We start from the raw sequence: 26,029 nt of genomic DNA, 5'->3' as shown, positions 1-26,029 counted from the left end.
TTCGGGGGGTGGGGGCAGGGCAGAATGGGGCCGGGCTAGAGAAGGAGACTTACGTGGCCATCCGCGTCCTATTGGTCGACGACCAGCCGCTGCTGCGCACGGGCTTCCGGATGATCCTGGAGGCCGAGCAGGACATCGCGGTCGTCGGTGAGGCCGGAGACGGCCTCCAGGCCCTCGACCAGGTGCGGGCGCTCCAGCCCGACGTGGTGCTGATGGACATCCGCATGCCCCGTATGGACGGGGTGGAGGCGACGCGGCAGATCACCGGCCCCGGTCGGGACGGCCCGGCGAAGGTGCTGGTGCTGACGACCTTCGATCTCGACGAGTACGTGGTGGAGGCCCTGCGGGCCGGCGCCAGCGGCTTCCTGCTGAAGGACGCGCCCGCCAACGAGCTGGTACAGGCGATCCGGGTGGTCGCCGCCGGGGAGGCGATGCTCGCGCCGAGCATCACGCGCCGGCTGCTCGACAAGTACGCCACGCATCTGCCCTCGGGTGACGAGCCGGTGCCGGACACCCTGCACACGCTCACCGACCGTGAGGTGGAGGTGCTGAAGCTGGTGGCGCGCGGGCTGTCGAACGCCGAGATCGCCGCCGACCTGTTCGTCAGCGAGACCACCGTCAAGACGCACGTGGGGCATGTCCTGACCAAGCTGGGGCTGCGCGACCGGGTGCAGGCCGCGGTGTACGCGTACGAGAGCGGGCTGGTGCGTCCCGGCGCGCAGTAGCGCGTGACGGCGAACAGCGAGCGGAGGGCGCCCCTTTCGGCAAGGGGCGCCCTCCGCTCGCGTCTGTCCGTCCGTTCGCGTGGTCCGTCCGGATCTCAGCCCTTGCTGAGTTCCCAGAAGCGGAAGACGGTCGAGGCGTCCAGGCAGTTCTCCAGGCCGTAGACGTTCTCGTGGACGACGGCGTACTGCTTGGCCTGCCAGACGGGCAGGACGGGCAGTTCCTCGGCGACGACGTCCTGGAGCTTGCCGAAGTCCGAGTCCGTGGAGGAGCGGTTGGTCTCGGCGGCGGTACGCGGGATGAGCGTGCCGGTGATGGTGGGGTTGGCGTAGTTGTTGCCGAGCACGTTGCCCTCGCCGAAGAACGGGGCGGTGAAGTTGTCGGCGTCCGGGTAGTCGGGCACCCAGCCCTTGACGTACACGCCGTACTTGCCGGCGGCGATGTCCTTCTCGTACTGGTCGAAGGCGACGGACTTCACGTCCGCGTCGAACAGGCCGCTGTCGTTGAGCTGGGCGGCGATGGTCTTCAGCTCCTGGTCGGTGGCCGGGCCGTAGCGGGACGGGGTGGACCACAGGGTGAGCTTGACCTTGCCGTCGATGCCGTCGTCCTGGAGAGCCGCCTTGGCCTTGGCCTTGTCGGGCCGGGAGCCGTAGCGGTCGAAGAAGGCCGTGTTGTGGCCCGCGATGCCGGCCGGGACGATCGAGTACAGCGGGTCGGCGGTGCCCTGGTAGACGTCCTTGATGAGCGCCTCACGGTCGATCAGATGGGCGATGGCCCGGCGGACGCCGAGCTTCCCGGCCACCGGGTCGTCCATGTTGAAGACCAGGTGCTGGACCTCGGCACTGCTGCCCTCGACGACCTCCACGCCCGCGTCGCCGGTGCTCTGCTCGACGTCGGCGATGTCGGCGGCGGTCAGGCCCCGGTAGGCGATGTCGATCTCGTCGTCGAGCAGGGCCTTCTTCAGGGCGCCCTGGTCGCCGTCGAAGAACCTCAGGGTGACGCCGGTGTTCTGCACGTCGGCGGTGCCCTTGTAGTTCTCGTTGACGGTGAAGACGGCCTCGGCGTCGCTGAAGGACTCCAGCTTGTAGGGGCCGGAGCCGACGGCCTGGCCGTCCTCGCGCAGCCCGCCGGCGTCGTACTGGCGGTGGTCCACGATGGAGCCGGCGCCCGAGGCGATCTTGCTGGGGAAGGTGGCGTCGGGGACCTTCAGCTTGAAGACGACCGTCTTGTCGTCCGGCGTCTCGACCTTGTCGAGCATGGGGAACATGATCGCCGGACCGGCGTCGTCGTTGATCTTCAGCATGCGCTCGAAGGAGAACTTCACGTCCTCCGAGGTGAGCGCGTCACCGTTGCTGAACTTCAGTCCGTCCTTCAGCGTGCACTCGTAGACCTTCGTCTGCGTGTCGGTGAAGGAGCAGCTCTCGGCGGCGTCCGGCTCGGGTTCCGTGCCGCCCTTGGGGAAGCTCAGCAGAGACTGGAAGACGTTGTTGAACAACAGCCAGGAGCCGGGGTCGTAGCCGGACGCGGGGTCCGTGGCCAGGACCTTGTCGGACATTCCCACGACCACGGAGGAGCCGTCGCCGCCGCCGGAGTCCCCCTGCTCCGAGCCGCATCCGGTCAACAGGCCGGAGGCCAGCCCCGCCACGATGGGCAGGACCGGCCACTGGTTGCGCATGTTCACGTAAGGGTGCCTTGTCGTCGTTCTCGTAACCCGGGGCCGAGGTCACCGGCCCGGGCGAAGGTGGTGCGTCAGCCGCTGACGCCGCGGGAGAGTTCCCACAGCTGAAGGGTCGCGGAGGAGTTGAGGACGTACGCCGAGCCGGTGACGTTGTCCCGGGAGGCGACGTACTGCTTGCCCTGCCACAGCGGCAGGACCGGGACGTCCTTGGCGACGATGTCCTGAATCTCCGTCAGGCTCTTGGCCGCGGAGAGCCGGTCGGCCTCACGGCGCGACTCGGGGATGAGGTTGTTGATGATGTCGCCGTTGCTGTACGGGGACTTGAGGAAGTTGTCCTTGTCGAGGAACGGCGCGAGGAAGTTGTCCGCGTCGGGGAAGTCGGGGAACCAGCCCATGCCGTAGACCGCGTACTCGCCCTTGCGCTCGGCGGGGACGAACGTCGCCCAGGGCGTGCCCTGGAGGGAGACGTCGAACAGGCCGCTGTCGTTGAGCTGCTTCTGGAGCTGCTCGAACTCCTTCTTCGTGGCCGCGCCGTAGTGGTCGGTCGTGTAGTTCAGCGTCAGCTTCACGGGCGTGCTGACGTCGGCTTCCTCCAGCAGGGCCTTGGCCTTGGCGGGGTCCGGGTCGCCGTAGGTGTTGAAGAAGGCGTTGGAGTGGCCGGTGACGGAGGCCGGGACCAGCGAGTAGAGCGGTTCGGCCTGGGTGCCGTACACCTCGGAGACGAGGCGGCTGCGGTCGATGATCTGGGCCATCGCCTGGCGGACGGCCTTGGTCTTGACGGTGGGCGCGTCGGTGTTGAAGGCCAGGTAGCGGATCTCCAGGCCGGCCAGCTCGGTCAGGTCGACGGCGCCGTCGGCGGAGGCGTCGGAGAGCTTCTTGATCTGCTCCGGCGTCATGGTGCGGGTCATCAGGTCGATGTCGCCCTTGTCGAGGGCGGTGCCCATGTCCTCTGCGTCCTTGTAGGAGACCATCTCGACCTTGTCGTTCTTCACGTCGAGCGTCCCCTTGTAGTTGGGGTTCTTCGTGAAGACGGCCCTGGTCATCTCGTCGCCGTCGGCCTCGGCCTTGAGGGTGTACGGGCCGGAGCCGTCGACCGCGAAGCCGTCGCGCAGCTTGCCCTTGTCGTAGTCGTCGGGGTTGACGATGCCGGCGACCGGGGTGGACAGCTTGAACGGGAAGGTGGCGTCGGCGGTCTTGAGGTGGAAGATGACCTCGTCGTCGCCCTGCGTCTCGACGGTGTCGATGGTGGACAGCAGGGCGAACACGCCGGAGTCGGCCTTGATGGCGCGGGCGCGGTCGATGGAGAACTTCACGTCCTCGGCGGTGATGGGGTCTCCGCTGGAGAACTTCAGTCCGTCGCGCAGCGTGCAGGCGTAGCGCTCGTTGCCGCTGTCGGTGAAGCCGCAGCTCTTGGCGGCCTCCGGGACCGGGTCGCCCTCGCCCTTGGGCTGGATCATCAGGGTCTGCACGGTCTGGCGCAGAATGTTCCAGGTGCCGACGTCGTAGGAGTACGCCGGGTCGAGCGGTGCCGGGGCGTCCTTGGTGGCGGTGAACCGGTCCGTGGTGCCCACGACGATGGCGTCGCCGCTGCCGCTGCCGCCGTCGGCCCCGCCGCAGCCGGCGAGGACGGGAGCGAGCAGACCGACCACGGTCGGCAGCACCAAAGTCTTGCGGTTCATGCTCGAGTTTCTCCACAGCTGTTCGGTCCGTGTACCCGGCATGCAGGGGTGTCGCGGCGGGACACGGGGTTAGGGCGATGTTCTCGCGATGAGATTAGTCCGCACCAGCAGCAGGGTTCGCGGGCACCGGAGTTGAAAGCCCATCACGCAGCGAAACCGGGTGCGGACACACCGAAAAACCGACAGTGGAATGATTAGTGCAGCGTTCCATGAATCGGGACACAAGGACGCGTCGACACCCCCCGTACGGGGGCGGAATGCACGGAAGAGACCCGCTGTCGACCCCCCACCGCGTGGGGAAGGTCACATGCGCGCAGGGGTGCGGGAAGAGCGAAATTCGGCCGTCCGCGGCGCCTCGGTTGATGATCGGAATTCACCGTGCGCGCACGCGTCGAATCACCGCGCACACGCGCCGAATTTTCCTTGTTATCGGCGGTGCACGCTGGGTGAAGGGCTATCGCATTTCCGTCATCGGGTCGATCGACAGTGATCTTCGAACGGTCATGAGACGGGGATCAGGCCGCGCAGAAATGTCAGGTCGACCTGTTCCAGGCTGGGCACGACGGTCCGTCGGGCGGCCGGGGAGATGGGGGCCACGGACGGCACCGCGACGACATGGCAGCCGGCCGCCTCGGCCGCGGCGACCCCGGTCGCGGTGTCCTCGATGACGGCGCACCGGGCCGGGTCCACCCCGAGGCCGGCCGCGGCGGCCAGATAGGGGTCGGGGTGCGGCTTGGTGCGCGGCACCTCGTCGCCGGCCACGGTGAGGGCGAAGTGCTGGGGGCCGAGCGAGGTGAGGACACGGTCGATGATGCGCCGGTGCGAGGCGGACACCAGGGCCGTGGGGATCTCGTGCTCGGCGAGTTCGGCGAGCAGCCGGGCGGCTCCGGGCATCAGCGGCAGGGCGCGGCCGATGCGGTCCTCGAAGCCCTCGTTGAGCAGGACGGTGAGTTCGGCGAGGGTGATGTCGGCGCCGGTCGCCTCGATCAGGAACCCGGCGCTGCGGCTCATGGGGCCGCCGACCACGACATGGCGCCAGGAGTCGTCGAGGGTGTGGCCGAGGCGGGCGAAGATGTCGACTTCGACGTCCCACCAGAAGCCCTCGGTGTCCACCAGGGTGCCGTCCATGTCGAGGAGTACCGCCTGCAGGGCGGAGCCTTCGGCCGTGCGTGTTCCTGGCGCGGAAACCGTGCTGGTCATCCACGTACCTCCGTGAGGGACGAGCAGGCCGGTCGCCTCTTCACTCACAAGAGGCGACCGGCCTGCGGTGGACCGACCAGTGTACGACTTATCGGATCAGTGTGCTGGATGGGACACACCGTGCCGTGCGTGTGGGCTCACCGGGCGTTGAAGTACTTGGCCTCCGGGTGGTGGATGACGATCGCGTCGGTGGACTGCTCGGGGTGGAGCTGGAACTCCTCCGACAGGTGGACGCCGATCCGCTCGGGCCGCAACAGCTCGGCGATCTTGGCGCGGTCCTCCAGTTCGGGGCAGGCGCCGTAGCCGAGGGAGAAGCGGGCGCCGCGGTACTTCAGCGCGAACATGTCCTCGATGTCGGCCGGGTCCTCGCCGGCGAAGCCCAGCTCGGAGCGCACGCGCGCGTGCCAGTACTCGGCGAGGGCCTCCGCCAGCTGCACGGACAGGCCGTGCAGTTCGAGGTAGTCGCGGTAGGAGTTGGACTCGAAGAGCTTGGCGGTCTCCTCGCCGATGCGGGAGCCGACGGTGACGACCTGGAGGCCGACGACGTCGGTCTCGCCGGACTCCTGGGGGCGGAAGAAGTCCGCGAGGCAGAGCCGGCGGCCACGGCGCTGGCGGGGGAAGGTGAAGCGGGTGCGCTCGTTGCCGTGCTCGTCCAGCAGGATCAGGTCGTCGTCCTTGGACACGCACGGGAAGTAGCCGTAGACGACGGCGGCTTCCAGCAGGTTCTCGGTCTGGAGCCGGTCCAGCAGGCCGCGCAGCCGGGGCCGACCCTCGGTCTCGACGAGTTCCTCGTAGGTCGGTCCGTCGCCGGTGCGGGCCTGCTTCAGGCCCCACTGGCCCTTGAACAGGGCGCCCTCGTCCAGCCAGGAGGCGTACTCCTTGAGCTGGATGCCCTTGATGACACGGGTGCCCCAGAAGGGCGGGGTGGGGACGGGGTTGTCGGTGGCGACGTCGGAGCGGGCGTGGCCGTCCTGCGGGCGCTCCTCCGCCTCGGCGGCGGCCGTGGCGCGCACCCGGCGCTGCCTCAGCTCGGGCAGCTTGGCGCCGGGGACGCCCCGCTTGACGCCGATGAGGGCGTCCATCAGGCGCAGGCCCTCGAAGGCGTCGCGGGCGTAGCGGACCTCGCCCTCGTAGATCTCGTGGAGGTCCTGCTCGACGTACGCGCGGGTCAGGGCGGCGCCGCCGAGGATGACCGGGTAGTTGGCGGCCAGGCCGCGCTGGTTGAGCTCCTCCAGGTTCTCCTTCATGATCACCGTGGACTTGACCAGGAGCCCGGACATGCCGATGACGTCGGCGCGGTGCTCCTCGGCGGCTTCGAGGATCGCGGAGACCGGCTGCTTGATGCCGAGGTTGACGACGTTGTAGCCGTTGTTGGACAGGATGATGTCGACGAGGTTCTTGCCGATGTCGTGGACGTCGCCGCGCACGGTGGCCAACACGATGGTGCCCTTGCCCGCCCCTTCTTCGCCGTCGGCGGTCTTCTCCATGTGCGGTTCGAGGTGGGCGACGGCCGCCTTCATGACCTCGGCGGACTGCAGGACGAACGGCAGCTGCATCTGGCCGGAGCCGAAGAGTTCACCGACGACCTTCATGCCGTCCAGGAGGGTCTCGTTGACGATGTCGAGGGCGGGGCGGCTCTGGAGGGCTTCGTCGAGGTCCCGCTCCAGGCCGTTGCGCTCGCCGTCGATGATGCGGCGCTTGAGGCGCTCCTCCAGCGGCAGGGCGGCGAGTTCCTCGGCCTTGCCGGCCCTCAGGGACTTGGCGGTGGCGCCCTCGAAGAGCTGCATCAGCTTCTGGAGGGGGTCGTAGCCCTCGCTGCGGCGGTCGTAGATCAGGTCGAGGGCGGTGGTGACCTGCTCCTCGTCGAAGCGGGCGATCGGCAGGATCTTGGAGGCGTGGACGATGGCCGAGTCCAGGCCGGCCTTGACGCATTCGTCGAGGAAGACGGAGTTGAGCAGGATGCGGGCGGCCGGGTTGAGGCCGAAGGAGATGTTCGACAGGCCCAGGGTGGTCTGGACGGCGGGGTGGCGGCGCTTGAGCTCGCGGATCGCCTCGATGGTGGCGATGCCGTCCCCCCGGGACTCCTCCTGACCGGTGCAGATGGTGAAGGTCAGGGCGTCGATGAGGATGTCCTCCTCGCGGATGCCCCAGTTCCCGGTGAGGTCGTCGATGAGCCGTTCGGCGATCTCGACCTTCTTCTGCGGGGTGCGGGCCTGGCCCTCCTCGTCGATGGTCAGGGCGATCAGCGCGGCGCCGTGCTCCTGGGCCAGCCGGGTGACCTTGGCGAAGCGGGACTCGGGGCCGTCGCCGTCCTCGTAGTTGACGGAGTTGATGACCGCCCGGCCGCCGAGCTTCTCCAGGCCCGCGCGGATGACCTCGACCTCGGTGGAGTCCAGGACGATCGGCAGGGTGGAGGCGGTGGCCAGGCGGCCGGCCAGTTCCTCCATGTCGGCGACGCCGTCGCGGCCGACGTAGTCCACACACAGGTCCAGCATGTGGGCGCCTTCGCGGATCTGCTCGCGGGCCATCTCCACACAGTCGTCCCAGCGGCCCTCCAGCATGGCCTCGCGGAACTTCTTGGAGCCGTTGGCGTTGGTGCGCTCGCCGATGGCGAGGTAGGAGGTGTCCTGGCGGAACGGGACCGACTGGTAGAGGGAGGCGGCGCCGGGCTCGGGGCGCGGGTCGCGCTCGACGGGGGTGAGGTCACGGACCCGCTCGACGACCTGGCGCAGGTGCTCGGGGGTGGTGCCGCAGCAGCCGCCGACCAGGGACAGGCCGTAGTCGCGGACGAAGTTCTCCTGGGCGTCCGCCAGCTCCGGGGCGGTCAGCGGGTAGGTGGCGCCGTCCTTGCCGAGCACCGGGAGCCCCGCGTTGGGCATGCAGGCCAGCGGGACGCGGGCGTTGCGGGCCAGGTAGCGCAGGTGCTCGCTCATCTCGGCGGGGCCGGTGGCGCAGTTCATGCCGATCATGTCGATGCCGAGCGGCTCCAGGGCCGTCAGCGCGGCGCCGATCTCGGAGCCGAGCAGCATGGTGCCGGTGGTCTCGACGGTCACGGAGACGATCAGCGGGACGTCCAGGCCGCAGACGCGCCGGGCGCGCTGGGCGCCGAGCACGGCGGCCTTGGTCTGGAGCAGGTCCTGGGTGGTCTCGACGATCAGCGCGTCGGCGCCGCCCGCGATGAGGCCCTCGGCGTTCTGCTGGTAGGCGTCGCGCAGGGTGGTGTAGGCGACGTGGCCGAGGGTGGGCAGCTTGGTGCCGGGGCCGATGGAGCCGAGGACCCAGCGGGTGCGTCCGTCGCGGGCGGCGAAGGCGTCGGCCGTCTCGCGGGCGATGCGGGCACCGGCCTCGGACAGCTCGTGGACCCGTTCGGGGATGTCGTACTCGGCCATCGCGGCGAAGTTGGCGCCGAAGGTGTTGGTCTCGACGCAGTCCACGCCGGCGTCGAAGTACGCCTCGTGGACGGAGCGGACGATGTCCGGCCGGGTGACGTTGAGGATCTCGTTGCAGCCTTCGAGGTTCTCGAAGTCCTCGAGGGTGGGCTCCTGGGCCTGGAGCATGGTGCCCATGGCTCCGTCGGCGACCACCACTCGGGTGGCGAGGGCTTCGCGGAGCGCGGACACGCGGGTCCGGCTGTCGGCGGAAGGGGTCGGCGGCACTGAGGCCATGAAGGGGCTCCCTTTGATGCGACGGCTGTCGGCTTTGCGGCACCTCGGGTGGGGGCCGGGCGGCTTCCCGAGGAGAGCGCACGCCGCCAGGGTAGCCGGGTCCGTGGGCTTATGGTCAGGGCGTCCACGGGACGGGACGAGGACGGCGTCTGTGTCACTGTGCGGGACACGTGACGCAACAGGAATCGACCGACCATTAGCGGGAGGTCGACATCGACCGGTAGTGTTCGGCATTGCCGAACGACGGTGACACGGGTGAACGACGGTGGCACGGGCTGCCCGTGGACGGTCGATGGGGACGGAGGCAGGACGGCGATGGCACGGAACATCCAGTCGCTCGAACGGGCGGCCGCGATGCTGCGGCTGCTCGCGGGCGGCGAGCGACGGCTCGGCCTGTCGGACATCGCCTCGGCGCTGGGCCTGGCCAAGGGCACCGCCCACGGCATCCTGCGCACCCTCCAGCACGAGGGCTTCGTCGAGCAGGACGACACCTCCGGCCGCTACCAGCTGGGCGCGGAGCTGCTGCGCCTGGGCACCACGTATCTGGACGTGCACGAGTTGCGGGCGCGGGCCCTGGTCTGGACGGACGACCTGGCCCGCTCCAGCGGCGAGAGCGTCCACCTGGGCGTGCTGCACCAGCAGGGCGTGCTGATCGTGCACCACGTCTTCCGGCCCGACGACAGCCGGCAGGTACTGGAGATCGGTGCCATGCAGCCGCTGCACTCCACGGCCCTGGGCAAGGTGCTGTCGGCCTACGACCCGGTCGCGCACAGCGAGGCGCTGGAAGCCGACCGCAAGCCCTTCACCGAGCGCACGGTGTGCGAGCTCGAGGACTTCGAGCACATCCTCGACGTCACACGCGCGCGTGGGTACGCGGCCGACGTGGAGGAGACCTGGGAGGGCGTCGCCTCCATCGCCGCGCCGATCCACGACCGGCGGCGGATGCCGGTGGGGGCTGTCGGCATCACCGGCGCGGTGGAGCGCCTGTGCCGCGACGGCGAGCTGCGCCCCGAGCTGATCGCGGCGGTGCGCGACTGCGCCCGGGCGGTCTCGCGGGACCTGGGCGCCGCGCGGTTCTGAGCGCCGGCGTCAGCCGAGAAGGACGTCTACCGAGAAGACCGTAAGAGAACACCGGGACGCCGGACGGCGTTCCGGTGTTCGCCTACCCTGAAAAGAACATTCGGGGCGAGAGCGGCGAGATCCGCAAATTTTGGACTGTGTTCGATGCTGTTGCGCGGCCGTGTTCGGTTCTGCGCCCGATCCTGCGCGGCGCCGACTCCGGCCGAGTTCCGCACCGAAGGCCGATAGTCCACGGCGATCAATAACGATCGTGCTTTCGATAACAGGACTCTTGACGCACACGTGACGCCGGAGCAAGACTCCCGTCCATCGGTCGGCATTGTCGAACACCTACCGGCAATAGGCGCTAGAGTGTGACAACGCCAGAGACCGGCATCGCTCTCACCCCCGAGGGCGCCAGACCCCCGGAGGGACCCGGGGTTCGGTTTCCCTGGACGAAGGACAAAGGAGTCGCGGGTGTCCAGCTCCGACATCTTCATCGGCGAGACCATCGGTACCGCCATACTCATCCTGCTCGGCGGTGGCGTCTGCGCCGCCGTCACGCTGAAGGCCTCCAAGGCACGCAACGCCGGCTGGCTCGCCATCACCTTCGGGTGGGGTTTCGCCGTTCTGACGGCCGTCTACACCTCCGCGCCGCTCTCCGGCGCCCACCTGAACCCGGCCGTGACCCTCGCGCTCGCGATCAAGGACGGCGACTGGAGCGACGTCCCCACCTACTGGGCCGGTCAGCTGCTCGGCGCCATGATCGGCGCGGCCCTGGTCTGGGTGACCTACTACGGCCAGTTCCACGCGCACCTCACCGACAAGGAGATCGTCGGCGGTCCGGGGGCGCAGGCCACGACGGCCAAGGCCGTGGAGGCCCAGGAGAAGGGCGCGGGCCCGGTCCTCGGCATCTTCTCCACCGGCCCGGAGATCCGCAACGCGGTGCAGAACCTCGCCACGGAGATCATCGGCACCGTGGTGCTGGTGCTCGCCGTCCTCACGCAGGGCCTGAACGCCGACGGCGACGGCCTCGGCACCCTCGGCGCGCTGATCACCGCGCTCGTGGTGGTCTCGATCGGTCTGTCCCTGGGCGGCCCGACCGGATACGCCATCAACCCGGCCCGTGACCTCGGTCCGCGCATCGTGCACGCCCTCCTGCCCCTGCCCAACAAGGGCGGCTCCGACTGGGGCTACGCCTGGATCCCGATCGTCGGTCCGCTGATCGGCGGCGCGATCGCTGCGGGCATCTACAACGTCGCATTTGCTTAAAGACACCCGGCTTCGGCAGCACCGCAGGCACGCGCCGTACGCACCGCCCTTCACCCACGGACCTTCCAGGAGCACACAGTGACCGACGCCCACACCGCCGGCCCCTTCATCGCCGCGATCGACCAGGGCACCACCTCGTCCCGCTGCATCGTCTTCGACCGGGACGGCCGGATCGTCTCCGTCGACCAGAAGGAGCACGAGCAGATCTTCCCGAAGCCGGGCTGGGTCGAGCACGACGCCAACGAGATCTGGACCAACGTCCAGGAAGTCGTCGCCGGGGCCATCGCCAAGGCCGGCATCACCCGCGACGACATCAAGGCCATCGGCATCACCAACCAGCGCGAGACCACGCTGCTGTGGGACAAGAACACCGGTGAGCCCGTCCACAACGCCATCGTCTGGCAGGACACCCGCACCGACGCCCTCTGCCGGGAGCTCGGCCGCAACGTCGGCCAGGACCGCTTCCGCCGCGAGACCGGCCTGCCGCTGGCCTCCTACTTCGCCGGCCCCAAGGCCCGCTGGCTGCTGGACAACGTCGAGGGCCTGCGCGAGCGCGCCGAGGCCGGCGACATCCTCTTCGGCACCATGGACACCTGGGTCATCTGGAACCTGACCGGCGGCGTCAACGGCGGCAAGCACTACACCGACGTCACCAACGCCTCCCGCACCCTCCTGATGAACCTCCACACGCTGGAGTGGGACCCGAAGATCTGCGAGTCCATCGGCGTCCCGACCGCGATGCTCCCGGAGATCCGCTCCTCCGCCGAGGTGTACGGCGAGATCACCGGCGGCAAGCTCGGCGACCTGCTCGGCGGCATCCCGGTCGCCTCCGCGCTCGGCGACCAGCAGGCGGCCCTGTTCGGCCAGACCTGCTTCTCCGAGGGCGAGGCCAAGTCGACGTACGGCACCGGCACTTTCATGCTGATGAACACCGGTGAGAAGATCATCAACTCCTACTCGGGGCTGCTGACCACGGTCGGCTACCGCATCGGCGACGAGAAGCCGGTCTACGCCCTGGAGGGCTCGATCGCCGTCACCGGTTCGCTGGTGCAGTGGATGCGCGACCAGATGGGCCTGATCTCCACCGCCGCCGAGATCGAGACGCTCGCGCTCTCGGTCGAGGACAACGGCGGCGCCTACTTCGTCCCGGCGTTCTCCGGCCTGTTCGCCCCGTACTGGCGCTCCGACGCCCGCGGTGTGATCGCCGGCCTCACCCGGTACGTCACCAAGGCGCACCTCGCGCGCGCCGTCCTGGAGGCCACGGCCTGGCAGACCCGTGAGATCACCGACGCCATGACGAAGGACTCCGGCGTCGAGCTCGCGGCCCTCAAGGTCGACGGCGGCATGACCTCCAACAACCTGCTGATGCAGACCCTCTCGGACTTCCTGGACGCCCCGGTGGTGCGCCCGATGGTCGCCGAGACCACCTGCCTCGGTGCCGCCTACGCCGCCGGCCTCGCCGTCGGCTTCTGGACCAGCACCGACGACCTGCGCGCCAACTGGCGGCGGGCCGCCGAGTGGACCCCCCGCATGGACGCGGAGATCCGCGACCGTGAGTACAAGAACTGGCTCAAGGCCGTCGAGCGGACCATGGGCTGGCTCGAGGACGAGAGCTGACGAGCGCGCCCATCCGCTCCGACGCTAGTTCTGATGAGGAGTAAGAACCCGACATGACCACTCAGTCCACCCTGCAGTCCGTGCCTGCCCTGGGGACGCGCCCGGCCTCCGGCTCCCACCCGAGCCGCGCCGAGACCCGGGAACAGCTCGCCAAGGCGTCGTACGACCTTCTTGTCATCGGCGGCGGCATCCTGGGCATCTCCACCGCCTGGCACGCCGCGCAGTCCGGCCTCAGGGTGGCACTGGTCGACGCCGGCGACTTCGCCGGCGCCACCTCCTCCGCCTCCTCCAAGCTGCTCCACGGCGGTCTGCGCTATCTGCAGACCGGCGCGGTGAAGCTGGTGGCGGAGAACCACTTCGAGCGCCGTGCGGTCTCCCGTCAGGTGGCCCCCCACCTGGCGAACCCGCTCACGTTCTACCTCCCCGTGTACAAGGGCGGGCCGCACGGCGCGGCGAAGCTGGGGGCCGGCGTCTTCGCGTACTCGATGCTGTCCGCCTTCGGCGACGGCGTGGGGCACCTGCTCTCCCCCGCGCGGGCGCGGCAGGACGTGCCCGAGCTGCGCACCGAGAACCTCAAGGCCGTGGCCGTGTACGGCGACGACCAGATGAACGACGCGCGCATGGCGCTGATGACGGTCCGCGCGGCCGTGGAGGCGGGCGCGGTGGTCCTCAACCACGCCGAGGTGACCGGCCTGCGCTTCACCAAGGGCCGGGTGACCGGCGCGGAGCTGCGCGACCGGCTGTCCGGCGACGAGTTCGGCGTGAACGCCCGGCTCGTGCTGAACGCGACCGGCCCGTGGGTCGACCACCTGCGGAGGATGGAGGACCCGAACGCCGCCCCGTCGATCCGGCTGTCGAAGGGCGCGCACCTGGTCCTGAAGCGCACCTCGCCCTGGAAGGCCGCGCTCGCCACCCCGATCGACAAGTACCGCATCACGTTCGCCCTCCCCTGGGAGGACATGCTGCTGCTCGGCACGACGGACGAGGAGTTCGAGGGCGACCCGGCGGACGTCGCCGTCAACGACAAGGACATAACCCAGATCCTGGACGAGGCCGCCTTCTCCGTCCGGGACCAGCAGCTGGACCGGGAACTGATCACCTACGCGTTCGCGGGTCTGCGGGTGCTGCCGGGCGGGCCCGGTGACACGGCGAAGGCCAAGCGCGAGACGGTGGTGACCGAGGGCCGGGGCGGGATGCTGTCCATCGCGGGCGGCAAGTGGACGACCTTCCGCCACATCGGCCGCACGGTGATGCGGAAGCTGGAGTCGCTGCCGGGCCACCCGCTCGGTGAGGACTTCGAACCGATCTCCTCGCTGCCGAAGAGGCTGCCGCTGCCGGGTGTCGCCAACCCGCGCGCGGTCGCCCACCGGCTGTTGGTCGACCGCCCGGCGCCCGGCCCGCGGATGGCCGCCGACACCGCCCGGCACCTGGCGACCCACTACGGTTCGCTGGCCTTCGACATCGCCCGCCTGGCGAACGAGGACCCGGAGCTGGGCCGACGGGTCCACCCGGACGCCCCCGAGATCTGGGCGCAGGTCGTCTACGCCCGGGACAACGAGTGGGCGGAGACCGCGGACGACGTGCTGCGCCGCCGGACCACGCTGACGATCCGGGGCCTGGCGACGGAAGAGGTGCGGGCCAAGGTCCAGGACCTGCTCGACAAGAAGTAGCTTCCCGGAGCCCTGAGGGCTCGGTACGGCTCCTGTGCGAAGGGGGTGGCTCCGCGTCGGCGGGCCGCCCCCTTCGGCTGTCGGGCGGGCACGTCGGCGCCGGTCGACCCCGACATGGCGGCACCGCCCTGCTCAGCCCGCATAATGGCGCCTAGACATCCGATGTCTGAGCGATGAACCACAGGGAGGCCGTCATGGCAGTCACCGACGAGGCGATCGAGAAGATCAAGGGCATGATCGTCACCGGTGCGCTGCGCCCCGGCGACCGGCTGCCCAAGGAGAGCGAGCTCGCCGCCGAGCTGGGCCTGTCCCGCAACTCCCTGCGGGAGGCGGTGCGCGCGCTGGCGCTGATCCGGATCCTGGACGTGCGGCAGGGCGACGGCACCTATGTCACCAGCCTCGATCCCCAACTCCTGCTGGAGGCGCTGAGCTTCGTCGTCGACTTCCACCGCGACGACACCGTCCTGGAGTTCCTGGCCGTGCGCCGCATCCTGGAGCCGGCCGCGACGGCGATGGCCGCGCTGCGCATCAGTGAGCAGCAACTGGACGCCCTGAACGCCCAGTTGGACAAGCTGGGCGCGGAGCCGTCGGTGGAGGAACTCGTCGCCTGCGACCTGGAGTTCCACCGGGGCATCGTGCAGAGCGCGGGCAACTCGGTGCTGTGCTCGCTCCTCGACGGCCTGTCCGGGCCCACGACCCGGGCCCGGATCTGGCGCGGACTGACCCAGGAGGACGCCGTCGCGGGCACCCTGCGCGAGCACCGGGCGATCCTCGCGGCGCTGCGCGACCGGGACGCGGAGGCGGCGCGGTCCTGGGCGACCGTGCACATCGCGAGCGTGGAGCAGTGGCTGCGCGCCAGCCTGTGACACCGACCGATCTGATCACGCCGGGTGTTCCGGGGTGTCGAACGGGGCAGTGATCCGTCCACCACCCCGTACCGGGGGACTGCGGACGCCCCCGCCGGACGCCGTAAGGTTGGGTGGTCAGGCGAGGGCACGTCGGAAGGAGGCACTGGGTGATCGAGCTCGAGGGGGTTCCCGAGCTGATCGACCCGGTCATGGTGGCCGCGTTCGAGGGCTGGAACGATGCCGGCGACGCCGCTTCCACCGCGGTCGCGCATCTGGAGAGGGAGTGGAAGGGCGAGGTGTTCGCGGCGCTGGACGCCGAGGACTACTACGACTTCCAGGTGAACCGCCCCACGGTGTTCATGGACGGCGGCGTGCGCAAGATCACCTGGCCGACGACGAGGCTGTCGGTGGTGCGGGTCGGCGGGGAGAAGCCGCGCGATCTGGTGCTGGTGCGCGGCATCGAGCCGTCCATGCGCTGGCGTTCGTTCTGCAACGAGTTGCTCGGCTTCGCGCACGAACTCGGTGTGGAACTGGTGGTCGTCCTGGGCGCCCTGCTCGGCGACACCCCGCACACGCGTCCGGTGCCGATCAGCGGCACCACCTCCGACCCGGACCTGGCGCGGCGCATGGACCTGGAGGAGACCAAGTACGAGGGGCCCACGGGCATCGTCGGCGTCCTCCAGGAGGCGTGCACGCACGCGGGCGTGCCGGCGGTCAGCCTCTGGGCGGCCGTACCGCACTACGTCTCCCAGCCGCCCAACCCGAAGGCGACGTTGGCGCTGCTCAACCGGCTGGAGGACCTGATCGACGTGCGCATCCCGCTGGGCGAACTGCCCGAGGACGCGCGCGCCTGGCAGGTGGGCGTGGACCAGCTGGCCGCGGAGGACAGCGAGGTCGCCGAGTACGTGCAGACGCTGGAGGAGGCCCGGGACACTGCGGAGCTGCCCGAGGCGTCGGGTGAGGCGATCGCCCGCGAGTTCGAGCGGTACCTGCGGCGGCGGGACGGCGGTGGCCCGCCCGCGCCCGAGGAGCGGACGCGGCCGCCGAAGCCGCCGAAACCGAGCGGGGAGAACACCGACGAGGACGATTCGTCGGAGGACTGAGGAGGGCGGTGCGCCGACGCGCACCGCCCTCTCGCTGGTCAGAGGCGGTTCACGGCCACCACGTCGTACTCGGTGTCGGGTGCTGGCTCCACGTCGAAGCGCGCGTTCGGCAGGTAGAGCCGGTCGCCCCACGCCGCGACGGTCGTCGGGATGCGGAAGCGGGGGTCGGTGATCCTCGCGATGGCGGTGCCGCGGGTGCCGGCCGCGTTCAGCCGGAACACGTCGACGGCGTTCTGCGCCTGCTGGACGACGTAGAGGATCCGGCCGAGCAGCAGCAGGCCGTCGCCGTTGGGGAGTTTCGCGGGGCCGAGGTCGACCGTGCGGGCGGTTCCGGTGCGCGGGTCGACCCGCATGAGGCTGCCGCCGTCCGCGAAGGCGTTGACGACGAGCAGGGCGCTGCCGTCCGGGGTGCGCTCGATGCCGTTGGCGGTGAAGTCCTCGCCCTGGACCCAGTCGCCGCCGAGCGGCACGGTCCGCACGCTCTTCGGGGCGCCGTGCCGGCCGAGGGACAGCTCGTACAGCTGTGGCCGGAAGGAGTCGGTGAACCAGGCGGCGCCCGGGGTGAGGATCACGTCGTTCACGAAGGTGCCGCCGGTGGCGTACACCGGCCCGGTCTCGCCGGTGCGGGCGTCGGCGACGCGGATCTCGCCGCTGGCGCCGCCCGCGAGGAAGAGCCGGTCGTGCCGGTCGATCTTCAGGCCGACGGTGGGGTGCCCGGCGCCGAGGCCCGGGACGACGACCGAGCCGCGGCCGGTGGCGAGGTCGGCCCGGTAGACGTCCCCGTCGGCGAGGGAGCCGAAGTAGGCGAACGGGCGGGTGCCGATGGCGACGCCCTCGGGCTGGAAGCCGTCGGGCAGGGGGAATCCGGTCGGTCGTCCCGTCCGGCGGCTCTCGGCGGCGTGCGCGATGGCGGTGCCGCCGAACAGGGCCGCGCCGGAGAGGGCGGCGGCCGCGGTGAACAGCCTTCGACGGGCGGGGGAACGGGGGGCGGGGGTCACTGTGCGTCCTTCCGTGAGGGGCCTTGCGGTGGCCGGCGGAACGGTGACGAACACCCACACCCCATCACACGGCGGGAGCCGACGGGTGGTGAACGCGACACAGGGGCGCCTCCTCGACACAGGAGGCGCCCCTGGCGGTCGGCCGGGCTGTTACAGCGCCACGCCCAGCAGGGCGTCCACCGCGCGGGTCACCACGCCGGTCGCCCCGGTGTCGGTGCCGCCGTGTTCCTGCTGGAGCGCGGCCCAGCGGTCGACGGCGGCGAGCGCGGCGGGGGCGTCGAGGTCGTTCGCGAGGGCCTCGCGGATCTCCTCGACGAGGGACTCGGCGGGCGGCCCGTCCGGGCGGGAGACGGCGGCGCGCCAGCGGCCGAGCCGGGCCACGGCGTCCGCCAGCACCTGGTCGGTCCACTCCCAGTCGGCCCGGTAGTGGTGGGCGAGCAGGGTGAGCCGGATCGCGGCGGGGTCGACGCCGTCGCGCCTCAGCCGCGAGACGAAGACCAGGTTGCCCTTGGACTTGGACATCTTCTCGCCGTCCAGGGCGACCATCCCGGCGTGCACGTACGCCTTGGCCATGGGGAACTCGCCGGTGAGCACCTGGGCGTGCGAGGCGCCCATCTCGTGGTGCGGGAAGGCGAGGTCGGAGCCGCCGCCCTGGACGTCGAAGCCCATGCCGAGGTGGTCCAGGGCGATGGCGACGCACTCGATGTGCCAGCCCGGGCGCCCGCGGCCGAGCGAGCCGCCGTCCCAGCTGGGCTCGCCCTCGCGGGCGGCCATCCACAGCATCGGGTCGAGCGGGTTCTTCTTGCCGGGGCGCTCGGGGTCGCCGCCGCGCTCGGCGGACAGCAGCCGCATGGCGGCGGCGTCGAGGTTCGAGACCTTGCCGAAGCGCGGGTCGGACTCGACGGAGAAGTAGATGTCGCCGTCGAGTTCATAGGCGGCGCCCGCGTCCCGCAGGCGCTCGACGAGCGGCACGATGCCGGGTATCGCCTCGACGGCGCCTATGTAGTGCCGCGGCGGGAGCATCCGCAGCGCGGTCATGTCCTCGCGGAAGAGGGTCGTCTCCTTCTCGGCGAGGGCGACCCAGTCGATGCCGTCGCGCTCCGCGCGCTCCAGGAGCGGGTCGTCGACATCGGTGACGTTCTGGACGTAGTGAACCTGCCGCTTGGTGTCGAGCCACACGCGCTGCACGAGGTCGAACGCGTTGTAGGTCGCCGCGTGACCCATGTGGGTCGCGTCGTACGGGGTGATGCCGCAGACGTAGATACGGGCGACGGGACCGGGGTCGAGGGTGACCAAGCCGCCGGTCGCGGTGTCGTGGATCCTCAGGTCGCGGCCCTGACCAGGCAGGGCGGGGACCTCGGAAGCGGGCCAGGCATGCATGTCATGAGCGTAACCGGACCGGAGTTCCGGATACGAACCGGAGCGGGCCGGATGACCGGGAAGACGGTCTTGCGCACCGACGGCCGGTGTGCTGCGGCCTCACACGGGCGACAGCCGAGGCGGCGCGACCCGCACGCCCGGCGACCGGTGTGCCGCAGCCTCAGACGGGCGCCCGGCGGTGCGCCACGGCCACCAGCGGGGGTGACCGGGGTGACAGCAGGCGAGGTGGCGCGACCTCATACGGCCGGCGGCCGAGTGTGCCGCGACCTCACACAGGCAGCAGGCGAGATGGCTCGACCGCACACGGTCGGCGGCCGGTGTGCCGCTGCCTCAGACGGGCGGCCAGGGGATCGCCGGCCACTCCCCGCTCGGCTCCGGGTGTCTCCCGGTCGCCAGGAGCGCCGCCACGCGCGCGCGTGTGGCGTCGATCTCGGCGGGCGTGATCAGGGCCGACAGGGCGGCGGTCAGGGCGCCGTCCTCGGCCAGGTCCGCCGCGAGGCCCGTCAGGACCTCCACGGCCTCTTCGGTGAGGGGCTCCCCCGCCCAGCCCCACAGCAGCGTGCGCAGTTTGTCGTCGACGTTGAAGGTGACGCCGTGGTCGATGCCGTACAGCCGGCCGTCGTCGGTGGTCAGCAGGTGGCCGCCCTTGCGGTCGGCGTTGTTGACGACCGCGTCGAGAACGGCCAGCCGGCGCAGCCGCTCGTCGTCGGCGTGCACCAGCAGCGCGGTCCGGCCCTCGCCGACCTCGGCGAAGCCGATCGCCTTCCAGCCCGGCTCCGGCTGCTCCGCCTCGACGAGGGCGAGCAGCCCGTCCTCCCCGGACGTCTCGATCCAGAGCTGGCACATGCCCTCGCCGTAGGGCCCGTCCCGCAGCACGGTGGGCGGGACGAGCCCCCAGCCGGTCGCCTCCGAGACGGCGTACGTGGCGACCTCCCGCTGGGCGAGGGTGCCGTCGGGGAAGTCCCACAGGGGGCGCTCCCCGGCGACGGGTTTGTACACACAGGCGGCCTCGCGGCCCTCGTGGGTGACGGTGCAGTACAGGGCGGCGTTGGAGGCGTCACGGATGCGTCCGCGCACGGTCAGTTCACCGCGCGCGAGCAGCTCGCGCGGCGCGGCGTGCGCGGCGGAGGCGGCCGGGTCGGTGGTGGTCACGCCCCTCGACGGTATCCGTTCTGGCGCGGACATACGTGTCCTTCCGGGTCGAGCGGCAGACTGCACAGCGGGCACGGCGGCCGTCCGGCGTTGACGACGTCGAGGGCTCTCTTGGCGAAGGCTCTCGCCTGCGCTCCGGTGAGCCGGACGCGCAGCATCGGGGGCCCGTTCTCCTCGTCCTGGAGCAACCGCTCCTCGGCCTCGGCGAGGTCCTCCTCGGAGTCGGCGTCGAGCTCCACGAGGGCCTGCGCCTCGACGATCATGCGCTGCTCCTCGCCGTCCCAGGCGAGGGCCATGGTGCCGACCCGGAACTCCTCCTCGACGGGGGTGTCGAGGGGCCCGGTGTCGGTGATCTCCGAGGGCGCCACGGCGGGCACGGCGGCGCTTCCGCCGCTACGGCGTACGACCTCGTCCAGCAGCTCGTCCATGCGCTCGGCGAGCGCGGCGACCTGGGTCTTCTCCAGGGCCACACTGGTCACTCGGGAACCGGAGGTGGCCTGGAGGAAGAAGGTACGGCGCCCGGGCAGTCCGACCGTACCGGCCACGAAGCGGTCCGGGGGGTCGTAGAGGAACACCTGACGGGACACGTCCTGTCTCCCTGGGAGTCGTGGGTACGGGAACGTCCATGCGTGAACGTGCGTATGTGGACCGCTTCACCCTACTGCGGGCGACGATCACGGTGCGCCCGCCTCGCCCCCGACCGTGGCGTCCCCGGCCGGCGGCTCCTCGCGGGGCACGAGGGAGGCGAAGTCGCCGGTGTCCCCGAGACGCACGAGAAAGGGCCGCAGGCGGGTGTAACGGATCGCGGTGATGGAACACGGTTCCACGGAGATCCGCTGGAAGAGGTCGAGATGGAGTCCGAGCGCGTCCGCGACGAGCGACTTGATGATGTCGCCGTGCGAGCACATGAGGTAGACGGCGTCGGCGCCGTGGTCGCGCTCCACGCGCGCGTTCCACTCGCGCACCGCCTCGGCGGCGCGGGTCTGCATGGCCCGCATCGACTCGCCGCCAGGGAACGCGGCCGCGGAGGGGTGCGCCTGTACGACCTCCATCAGCGGCTCGTCCTTCAGTTCCGCGAGCTTGCGGCCGGACCAGTCGCCGTAATGGGCCTCCCCGATCCGTTCGTCGGTGTGCACGGGCAGGCCGGGGCGGGCGTCGAGGAGGGGCTGGACCGTCTCCTGGCAGCGTTGCAGGGGGCTGACGACCACCTCGGCGAGCGGCAGCCCTCGAAGGCGCCCGGGCAGCGCGGCGGCCTGCTCGGCACCGCGCTCGTCGAGGGCGACGCCGGGCGTCCAGCCGGCGAGCACTCCGGAGGTGTTGGCGGTGGAACGTCCGTGCCGGACGAGGATCAGCGTGGGCATGCCGCCCAGGGTAGGCGTACGCGCGCGTGCGCAGGTGAACGGCCGAGAGGAGAATGCGCTCCGTGATCGTCGACTGCGCCATCTACCGCGACGGGCGCCGCAGTCAGGGCCCGCAGGACTTCTCCGACGCGCTGGACGAGGCGCGCACCGGGGGCGGTTTCGTCTGGATCGGGCTGCACGAGCCGACCGAGAAGGAGTTCGACCACGTCACCCGGGAGTTCGCGCTGCACCCGCTGGCGGTGGAGGACGCCCTGAAGGCCCATCAGCGGCCCAAGCTGGAGGTCTACGACGACTCGTTGTTCCTGGTGCTGAAGCCGGTGGTGTACGAGCCGGAGAGCGACACCGTCTCCTCCGGTGAGGTGATGGTCTTCCTCGGCGACTCCTTCGTGGTGACGGTCCGGCACGGCGAGGGCGCGCCGCTGGCGGCCGTACGGCGCCGGCTGGAGCGGGAGCCGGAGATGCTGGCGAAGGGCCCCACGGCCGTCGTCTACGCGATCGCCGACGCGACCGTCGACCATTACCTGGACGTGGCGACCGAGTTGCAGACCGACCTGGAGGAGCTGGAGGCGGAGGTGTTCTCGCCGGCCGAGGGCGGCTCGCGGCACACGGCGTCGCGGATCTACACCTTCAAGCGGCAGATCCTGGAATTCCGGCGGGCGACCGGGCCGCTGACGCTGCCGGTGTCCCGGCTCGCGGCCACTGGCGCGTTCGGCTCGGTGCCCTTCGTGAACGACACGGCGCGGCCCTTCTTCCGTGACGTCGGCGACCACCTCGCGCGCGTGAACGAGTCCGTGGAGAACCTGGACCGGCTGGTGTCGGACATCCTGTCGGCGCATCTGGCGCAGATGAGCGTGCGCCAGAACGACGACATGCGGAAGATCTCCGCGTGGGCGGCCATGGCCGCGGTCCCCACGATGATCGCGGGGATCTACGGCATGAACTTCGACCACATGCCGGAGCTGCGCTGGGTGTGGGCGTATCCCGCGGTGATCGCCCTCATGGCCGCCCTGGAGGTGCTGCTTTTCCGGCTGTTCAAAGGCCGGGGGTGGCTGTAGGTCAGGCGAACTCGGGGGCGGTGCCGGCGGGGCCGCCGAGGGCGTCACGGCGTTCGGGCATCTTCAGGGACACCATCCGCCGCCAGCCCGCGAACCGCTCCCAGGCGTACAGGGCGTGGATGCCGGCGGCGAGGACGGCGGCCCTGGGCCGGGACCAGCCGAGGATGCGGCCCATGTGGGCCATGACGGCGAGGCTGACGTCACGGTAGACGCGGATCTCGGCGAGCGCGCTCTCGCGCAGGGTGCGCTGGATGGCGCGGCCGTGTCCCGCGCGCGCGAAGCGCAGCAGTTCCTCGTGGCAGTAGGCGAGGTGGTTGTCCTCGTCATGGGAGATCATCTTCACCGCGCGGCCGAGGTCGGGGTGGTCGGCGAAGTGCTTGCGCAGCAGCACCATCTGCTCGGAGGCGCGCTGTTCGGTGACCCGGCTGTGGGCGAGGTAGGTGACGATGTCCTGCACGGTCAGCGGTTCGTCGGCCTTGAGCTTGTCGTGGGCGAGGCCGATGCCGCGCCGCTCCAGGAGCATCGTGTAGTCGGTCTCGGGCGGGACGGGGACGGGTTCGAGACCGCGCTTCTTCAGCAGGGCGTTGAAGATCCGCCCGTGCTTGTCCTCGTCGGCGCCGTGCCGGGTGATCCTGGGGGCGAGGTCGCGCTCGCCCGGCGGGACGAGCGCGGCGATCCGGCCGTTCTCCCAGCCGCCCTGCGACTCCCCGCTGGCGGCGATGGAGCAGAACAGCCGGAAGGACTCGTCGTTGTCGATGATCTCCTGGAACAGGCTCTTGGCCGAAAGCATCGTGGGCACCTCTCTGCAGGATTCCGCAGGATGTCGCAGAGAACGAGTCAAATGCGGTGCGAGTGGTGCGGCAACAGCTGTGTCGGACAACTCCGCCGAAAGGATGACGCACCCGGTCACGCCCCGGGCGTAACCGGGCGGCCGCCGACGCGTTGTTCCCCGTGACGGCCGTGGCGGGGAAGACCCCCCGAGCCCCCACCACGGCCGCCGAGAATCCCCCCTCTTCCCGGCTATGCCAGTCCGGCGAGTTCCAGCGCCCGCGCGCCCGCGCGCAGCGAGGCGAGCCGCTCGTCGAGGGTGAAGCCCGCGGGTGCGAGGCTGAGGGTGGTGACGCCGGCCGCGGCGTACGCCTTCATCCGGTCGGCGATGCGCTCCACGGAGCCGAGCAGCGTGGTCCGGTCGATCAGGTCGTGCGGTACGGCGGCCGCGGCGCCCTGCTTGTCACCGGAGAGGTACTTCTGCTGGATCTCGGCGGCGGCCTCCTCGTAGCCCATGCGCCGGGCGAGCTGGTTGTAGAAGTTCTGCTTGGGGCTGCCCATGCCGCCGACGTACAGCGCGGTGTAGGGGCGGAAGGTGTCGGCGAGCTGCTCGACGTCCTGGTCGGCGCCGACGGCGATGGGCAGCGTCGGGCAGACGTCGAAGCCCTCCAGGGTCTTGCCCGCCTTCTCGCGCCCGGCGCGCAGGTACGTGATCGCGGTGTCCTCGAGGTGGTCGGCGGACGGGAAGATCAGCAGGGCGCCGTCGGCGATCTCGCCGGTCTGCTCCAGGTTCTTCGGGCCGATGGCGGCGATGTACAGCGGGATGTGCTCGCGCTGCGGGTGCACGGTCAGCTTGATCGGCTTGCCCGGGCCGCCCGGCAGCGGCAGCGTCCAGTGCTCGCCCTCGTACGACAGCCGCTCGCGGGTCATCGCCTTGCGGACGATCTCGACGTACTCGCGGGTGCGCGACAGCGGCTTGTCGAACTTGACGCCGTACCAGCCCTCGGAGACCTGGGGGCCGGAGACGCCGAGGCCGAGGCGGAAGCGGCCGCCGGAGAGGGAGTCGAGGGTGGCGGCGGTCATCGCGGTCATCGCGGGCTGGCGGGCCGGGATCTGGAAGATGGCCGAGCCGACGTCGATCCGCTCGGTCTGCGCGGCGACCCAGCTGAGGACGGTGGCCGCGTCCGAGCCGTAGGCCTCCGCGGCCCAGCACACGGCGTAGCCGAGCCGGTCGGCCTCCTGGGCCACGGCCAGGTTGTCCGCGTCCATTCCGGCACCCCAGTAGCCGAGGTTGATACCGAGCTGCATGGCCGATTCCCCTTACTGATCAGTAACGACGGTGTTCCGGAGACCTTAGCGCGGGGCGCCCGCGCCCCGGGAGCCCGCTGTGGCCGGGGGCGCGCCGGTGCCGGACCTGCGGGGAGCCGCCCGGCCCGGCGGGCTTTCCGTTGTCCACAGGCAACCCACGGCCCAGTTCTGGCCAGTAATCTCGGCACCCATGGAGCAGAGGCATCTCGGCCGCACCGGCCTGCGTGTGTCCCGCATCGGGCTCGGCACCCTGACCTGGGGCCGCGACACCGACGAGCATGACGCCGCGGACCTCTTGAAGACGTTCTGGGAGGCGGGCGGGACCCTCGTCGACACGGCGGACGTGTATGGCGACGGAGACGCCGAGTACCTGCTCGGGCGTCTCATAGACGGACTGGTTCCGCGCCGGGACCTGATCATCTCGACGAAGGCGGGCAGTGTGCCCGACCCGGACCGCCGCTTCGACGGCTCGCGCGGCCATCTGCTGGCCGCGCTCGACGCCTCGCTCGCCCGGCTCGGCACGGATCACGTCGACCTGTGGCATGTGCACGCCTTCGACCCGGACACCCCGCTGGAGGAGACCCTCCAGGCCCTCGACATCGCCGTCGCCAGCGGCCGCGCCCGGTACGCCGGCGTCTCCAACTTCTGCGGCTGGCAGCTCGCCAAGGCCGCGACCTGGCAGCTCGCCGCGCCGGGTCCGCGCACCCGGCTGGCGAGCACGCAGATGGAGTACTCGCTGCTCCAGCGCGGCGTGGAGCGCGAGGTGCTGCCGGCCGCGCTGGACCTGGGCATCGGTCTGCTGCCCTCCTCGCCGCTGGGCCGGGGCGTCCTCACCGGCAAGTACCGGGGCGACGCCCTGCCGCCGGACTCGCGCGCCGCCTCGGACCACTTCGCGCCGTTCGTCGAGCCCTATCTCGACGACACCGCGAGCCGCATCGTGGACGCCGTGACGACCGCGGCGGACGGGCTCGCGGTGACCCCGCTCCAGGTCGCCCTCGCCTGGGTCCGCGACCGGCCGGGGGTGAGCGCGCCGATCGTCGGCCCGCGCAACGCCCAGCAGCTCACGGCGGCGTTGTCAGTGGAGGCGCTTAGTCTTCCTGACGAGATCTGCCGGGCTCTCGACGACGTGTCGGCGCCCGTGCACCGCTATCCCGATCACGACTGGAGCACGCTGTGAGCACGGAGCCGGAGACCCCCGACACCACTGAGCCCGCCGGGCCGGGGACCCCGGACGACGCCGCGCCGACCGACGCCGTCCCGGACACGGAGGCGGCGGGCGGCGGGGAGGCCGAGGGCTCCCGCGACGCCACGGACACCACGGCCGGGGCGGACTCCGAGGCCGGGGCGGACTCCGAGGCCGGGACGGACTCCGAGGGCGAGGCCGCCGCCGAGGGCGGCAGCGGCCAGGCCGCCCCGGAGCTCTCCGAGGCCGAGGCCGAGCTCGCCGCTCAGAAGGTGGAGCGTGAGCGGATCGAGCGGCGGAAGGCCGAGAA

General features: G+C 70.8%; 20 protein-coding genes and 1 pseudogene. 10 read left to right on the top strand and 11 right to left on the bottom strand.

Annotated features, from left to right (window positions below):
* The first annotated feature begins 53 nt into the window (after positions 1–53).
* Complete coding sequence (locus tag ALMP_RS06655) at positions 54–725, top strand: response regulator transcription factor (protein ID WP_020141342.1); 672 nt, start codon at positions 54–56, stop codon at positions 723–725.
* Between the two features lie 95 nt (positions 726–820).
* Here ALMP_RS06655 and ALMP_RS06650 read toward each other — a convergent pair whose 3' ends face one another.
* From ALMP_RS06650 to metH, 4 genes are all read right to left on the bottom strand, one after another.
* Positions 821–2,404 carry an ABC transporter substrate-binding protein gene (locus ALMP_RS06650; protein ID WP_264925288.1) on the bottom strand — a complete coding sequence of 528 codons (1,584 nt, stop codon included), beginning with the start codon at positions 2,402–2,404 and terminating at the stop codon, positions 821–823.
* A 68-nt stretch (positions 2,405–2,472) separates the two neighbouring features.
* The gene (locus tag ALMP_RS06645) at positions 2,473–4,080 is read right to left on the bottom strand and encodes an ABC transporter substrate-binding protein (RefSeq protein ID WP_264925287.1); all 1,608 of its coding nucleotides are present in this window, start codon (positions 4,078–4,080) and stop codon (positions 2,473–2,475) included.
* Positions 4,081–4,581: 501 nt separating this feature from the next.
* Positions 4,582–5,280 (bottom strand): HAD family phosphatase, encoded by a 699-nt coding sequence (locus tag ALMP_RS06640; RefSeq protein ID WP_264925286.1) that lies wholly within the window; start codon positions 5,278–5,280, stop codon positions 4,582–4,584.
* 137 nt (positions 5,281–5,417) lie between these two features.
* On the bottom strand, positions 5,418–8,945 hold the full coding sequence (gene metH / locus ALMP_RS06635) for a methionine synthase (protein WP_264925284.1): 3,528 nt from the start codon (positions 8,943–8,945) through the stop codon (positions 5,418–5,420).
* A gap of 315 nt (positions 8,946–9,260) precedes the next feature.
* Here metH and ALMP_RS06630 point away from each other — a divergent pair, with 315 nt between their 5' ends.
* From ALMP_RS06630 to ALMP_RS06605, 6 genes are all read left to right on the top strand, one after another.
* Complete coding sequence (locus tag ALMP_RS06630; protein ID WP_264925283.1) at positions 9,261–10,025, top strand: IclR family transcriptional regulator; 765 nt, start codon at positions 9,261–9,263, stop codon at positions 10,023–10,025.
* A 456-nt stretch (positions 10,026–10,481) separates the two neighbouring features.
* Positions 10,482–11,276 carry an MIP/aquaporin family protein gene (locus tag ALMP_RS06625; protein ID WP_264925282.1) on the top strand — a complete coding sequence of 265 codons (795 nt, stop codon included), beginning with the start codon at positions 10,482–10,484 and terminating at the stop codon, positions 11,274–11,276.
* Positions 11,277–11,354: 78 nt separating this feature from the next.
* Complete coding sequence (gene glpK, locus ALMP_RS06620) at positions 11,355–12,893, top strand: glycerol kinase GlpK (protein WP_264925281.1); 1,539 nt, start codon at positions 11,355–11,357, stop codon at positions 12,891–12,893.
* A 53-nt stretch (positions 12,894–12,946) separates the two neighbouring features.
* Entirely contained in the window at positions 12,947–14,563 is a 1,617-nt protein-coding gene (locus tag ALMP_RS06615) for a glycerol-3-phosphate dehydrogenase/oxidase (RefSeq protein ID WP_264925280.1), read from the top strand.
* Between the two features lie 194 nt (positions 14,564–14,757).
* Entirely contained in the window at positions 14,758–15,429 is a 672-nt protein-coding gene (locus ALMP_RS06610; RefSeq protein ID WP_264925279.1) for a FadR/GntR family transcriptional regulator, read from the top strand.
* Positions 15,430–15,578: 149 nt separating this feature from the next.
* Entirely contained in the window at positions 15,579–16,514 is a 936-nt protein-coding gene (locus ALMP_RS06605; protein ID WP_264925278.1) for a PAC2 family protein, read from the top strand.
* A 38-nt stretch (positions 16,515–16,552) separates the two neighbouring features.
* On the opposite strand, the gene ALMP_RS06600 is transcribed toward ALMP_RS06605, so the two are convergent.
* The 5 genes from ALMP_RS06600 to ALMP_RS06580 all read right to left on the bottom strand — a co-directional run bounded on the left by ALMP_RS06600 (position 16,553) and on the right by ALMP_RS06580 (position 21,405).
* A complete protein-coding gene (locus ALMP_RS06600) occupies positions 16,553–17,512 on the bottom strand; it encodes a superoxide dismutase (protein WP_264925277.1) in 960 nt (319 codons plus the stop codon).
* A 150-nt stretch (positions 17,513–17,662) separates the two neighbouring features.
* Positions 17,663–18,892, bottom strand: a complete 1,230-nt coding sequence (gene mshC / locus ALMP_RS06595) for a cysteine--1-D-myo-inosityl 2-amino-2-deoxy-alpha-D-glucopyranoside ligase (RefSeq protein WP_264925276.1) — start codon at positions 18,890–18,892, stop codon at positions 17,663–17,665.
* Positions 18,893–19,222: 330 nt separating this feature from the next.
* On the bottom strand, positions 19,223–20,077 hold the full coding sequence (locus ALMP_RS06590; RefSeq protein WP_264925275.1) for an SCO1664 family protein: 855 nt from the start codon (positions 20,075–20,077) through the stop codon (positions 19,223–19,225).
* Positions 20,041–20,631 (bottom strand): DUF3090 domain-containing protein, encoded by a 591-nt coding sequence (locus tag ALMP_RS06585; protein ID WP_264925274.1) that lies wholly within the window; start codon positions 20,629–20,631, stop codon positions 20,041–20,043. The genes ALMP_RS06590 and ALMP_RS06585 overlap by 37 nt, the downstream gene beginning before the upstream one ends.
* Positions 20,632–20,718: 87 nt before the next feature.
* Positions 20,719–21,405 (bottom strand): histidine phosphatase family protein, encoded by a 687-nt coding sequence (locus ALMP_RS06580; protein ID WP_264925273.1) that lies wholly within the window; start codon positions 21,403–21,405, stop codon positions 20,719–20,721.
* A gap of 62 nt (positions 21,406–21,467) precedes the next feature.
* On the opposite strand from ALMP_RS06580, the gene corA reads away from it, so the two are divergent.
* Positions 21,468–22,460, top strand: a complete 993-nt coding sequence (corA, locus tag ALMP_RS06575) for a magnesium/cobalt transporter CorA (protein ID WP_264925272.1) — start codon at positions 21,468–21,470, stop codon at positions 22,458–22,460.
* A 1-nt stretch (position 22,461) separates the two neighbouring features.
* Here corA and ALMP_RS06570 read toward each other — a convergent pair whose 3' ends face one another.
* Positions 22,462–23,250, bottom strand: coding sequence for a ferritin-like domain-containing protein (locus tag ALMP_RS06570; RefSeq protein ID WP_264925271.1), 789 nt, complete (start codon positions 23,248–23,250; stop codon positions 22,462–22,464).
* A gap of 230 nt (positions 23,251–23,480) precedes the next feature.
* A complete protein-coding gene (locus ALMP_RS06565; protein ID WP_264925270.1) occupies positions 23,481–24,536 on the bottom strand; it encodes an LLM class F420-dependent oxidoreductase in 1,056 nt (351 codons plus the stop codon).
* A gap of 190 nt (positions 24,537–24,726) precedes the next feature.
* On the opposite strand from ALMP_RS06565, the gene ALMP_RS06560 reads away from it, so the two are divergent.
* Together ALMP_RS06560 and ALMP_RS06555 are read left to right on the top strand one after the other, a co-directional pair.
* The gene (locus ALMP_RS06560) at positions 24,727–25,713 is read left to right on the top strand and encodes an aldo/keto reductase (protein ID WP_264925269.1); all 987 of its coding nucleotides are present in this window, start codon (positions 24,727–24,729) and stop codon (positions 25,711–25,713) included.
* Positions 25,710–26,029, top strand: a pseudogene (locus tag ALMP_RS06555) (DNA helicase RecD); the annotation flags it as partial. The gene ALMP_RS06560 and the pseudogene ALMP_RS06555, both read left to right, overlap by 4 nt.

It is taken from the genome of Streptomyces sp. A012304 (genome assembly GCF_026008495.1).
GTDB lineage: Bacteria > Actinomycetota > Actinomycetes > Streptomycetales > Streptomycetaceae > Streptomyces.
This window is presented reverse-complemented; position numbering and strand designations above follow the sequence as displayed.

What these genes read in the sequence shown, in the direction of transcription:
- ALMP_RS06610 (WP_264925279.1), top strand. Translation starts at nt 14,758, where the DNA reads ATGGCAGTCACCGACGAGGCGATCGAGAAGATCAAGGGCATGATCGTC.
- ALMP_RS06630 (WP_264925283.1), top strand. Translation starts at nt 9,261, where the DNA reads ATGGCACGGAACATCCAGTCGCTCGAACGGGCGGCCGCGATGCTGCGG.
- ALMP_RS06560 (WP_264925269.1), top strand. Translation starts at nt 24,727, where the DNA reads ATGGAGCAGAGGCATCTCGGCCGCACCGGCCTGCGTGTGTCCCGCATC.
- ALMP_RS06570 (WP_264925271.1), bottom strand. Translation starts at nt 23,250, where the DNA reads ATGCTTTCGGCCAAGAGCCTGTTCCAGGAGATCATCGACAACGACGAG.
- ALMP_RS06645 (WP_264925287.1), bottom strand. Translation starts at nt 4,080, where the DNA reads ATGAACCGCAAGACTTTGGTGCTGCCGACCGTGGTCGGTCTGCTCGCT.
- mshC (WP_264925276.1), bottom strand. Translation starts at nt 18,892, where the DNA reads ATGCATGCCTGGCCCGCTTCCGAGGTCCCCGCCCTGCCTGGTCAGGGC.
- ALMP_RS06565 (WP_264925270.1), bottom strand. Translation starts at nt 24,536, where the DNA reads ATGCAGCTCGGTATCAACCTCGGCTACTGGGGTGCCGGAATGGACGCG.
- ALMP_RS06590 (WP_264925275.1), bottom strand. Translation starts at nt 20,077, where the DNA reads ATGTCCGCGCCAGAACGGATACCGTCGAGGGGCGTGACCACCACCGAC.
- ALMP_RS06580 (WP_264925273.1), bottom strand. Translation starts at nt 21,405, where the DNA reads ATGCCCACGCTGATCCTCGTCCGGCACGGACGTTCCACCGCCAACACC.
- metH (WP_264925284.1), bottom strand. Translation starts at nt 8,945, where the DNA reads ATGGCCTCAGTGCCGCCGACCCCTTCCGCCGACAGCCGGACCCGCGTG.
- ALMP_RS06640 (WP_264925286.1), bottom strand. Translation starts at nt 5,280, where the DNA reads ATGACCAGCACGGTTTCCGCGCCAGGAACACGCACGGCCGAAGGCTCC.
- ALMP_RS06615 (WP_264925280.1), top strand. Translation starts at nt 12,947, where the DNA reads ATGACCACTCAGTCCACCCTGCAGTCCGTGCCTGCCCTGGGGACGCGC.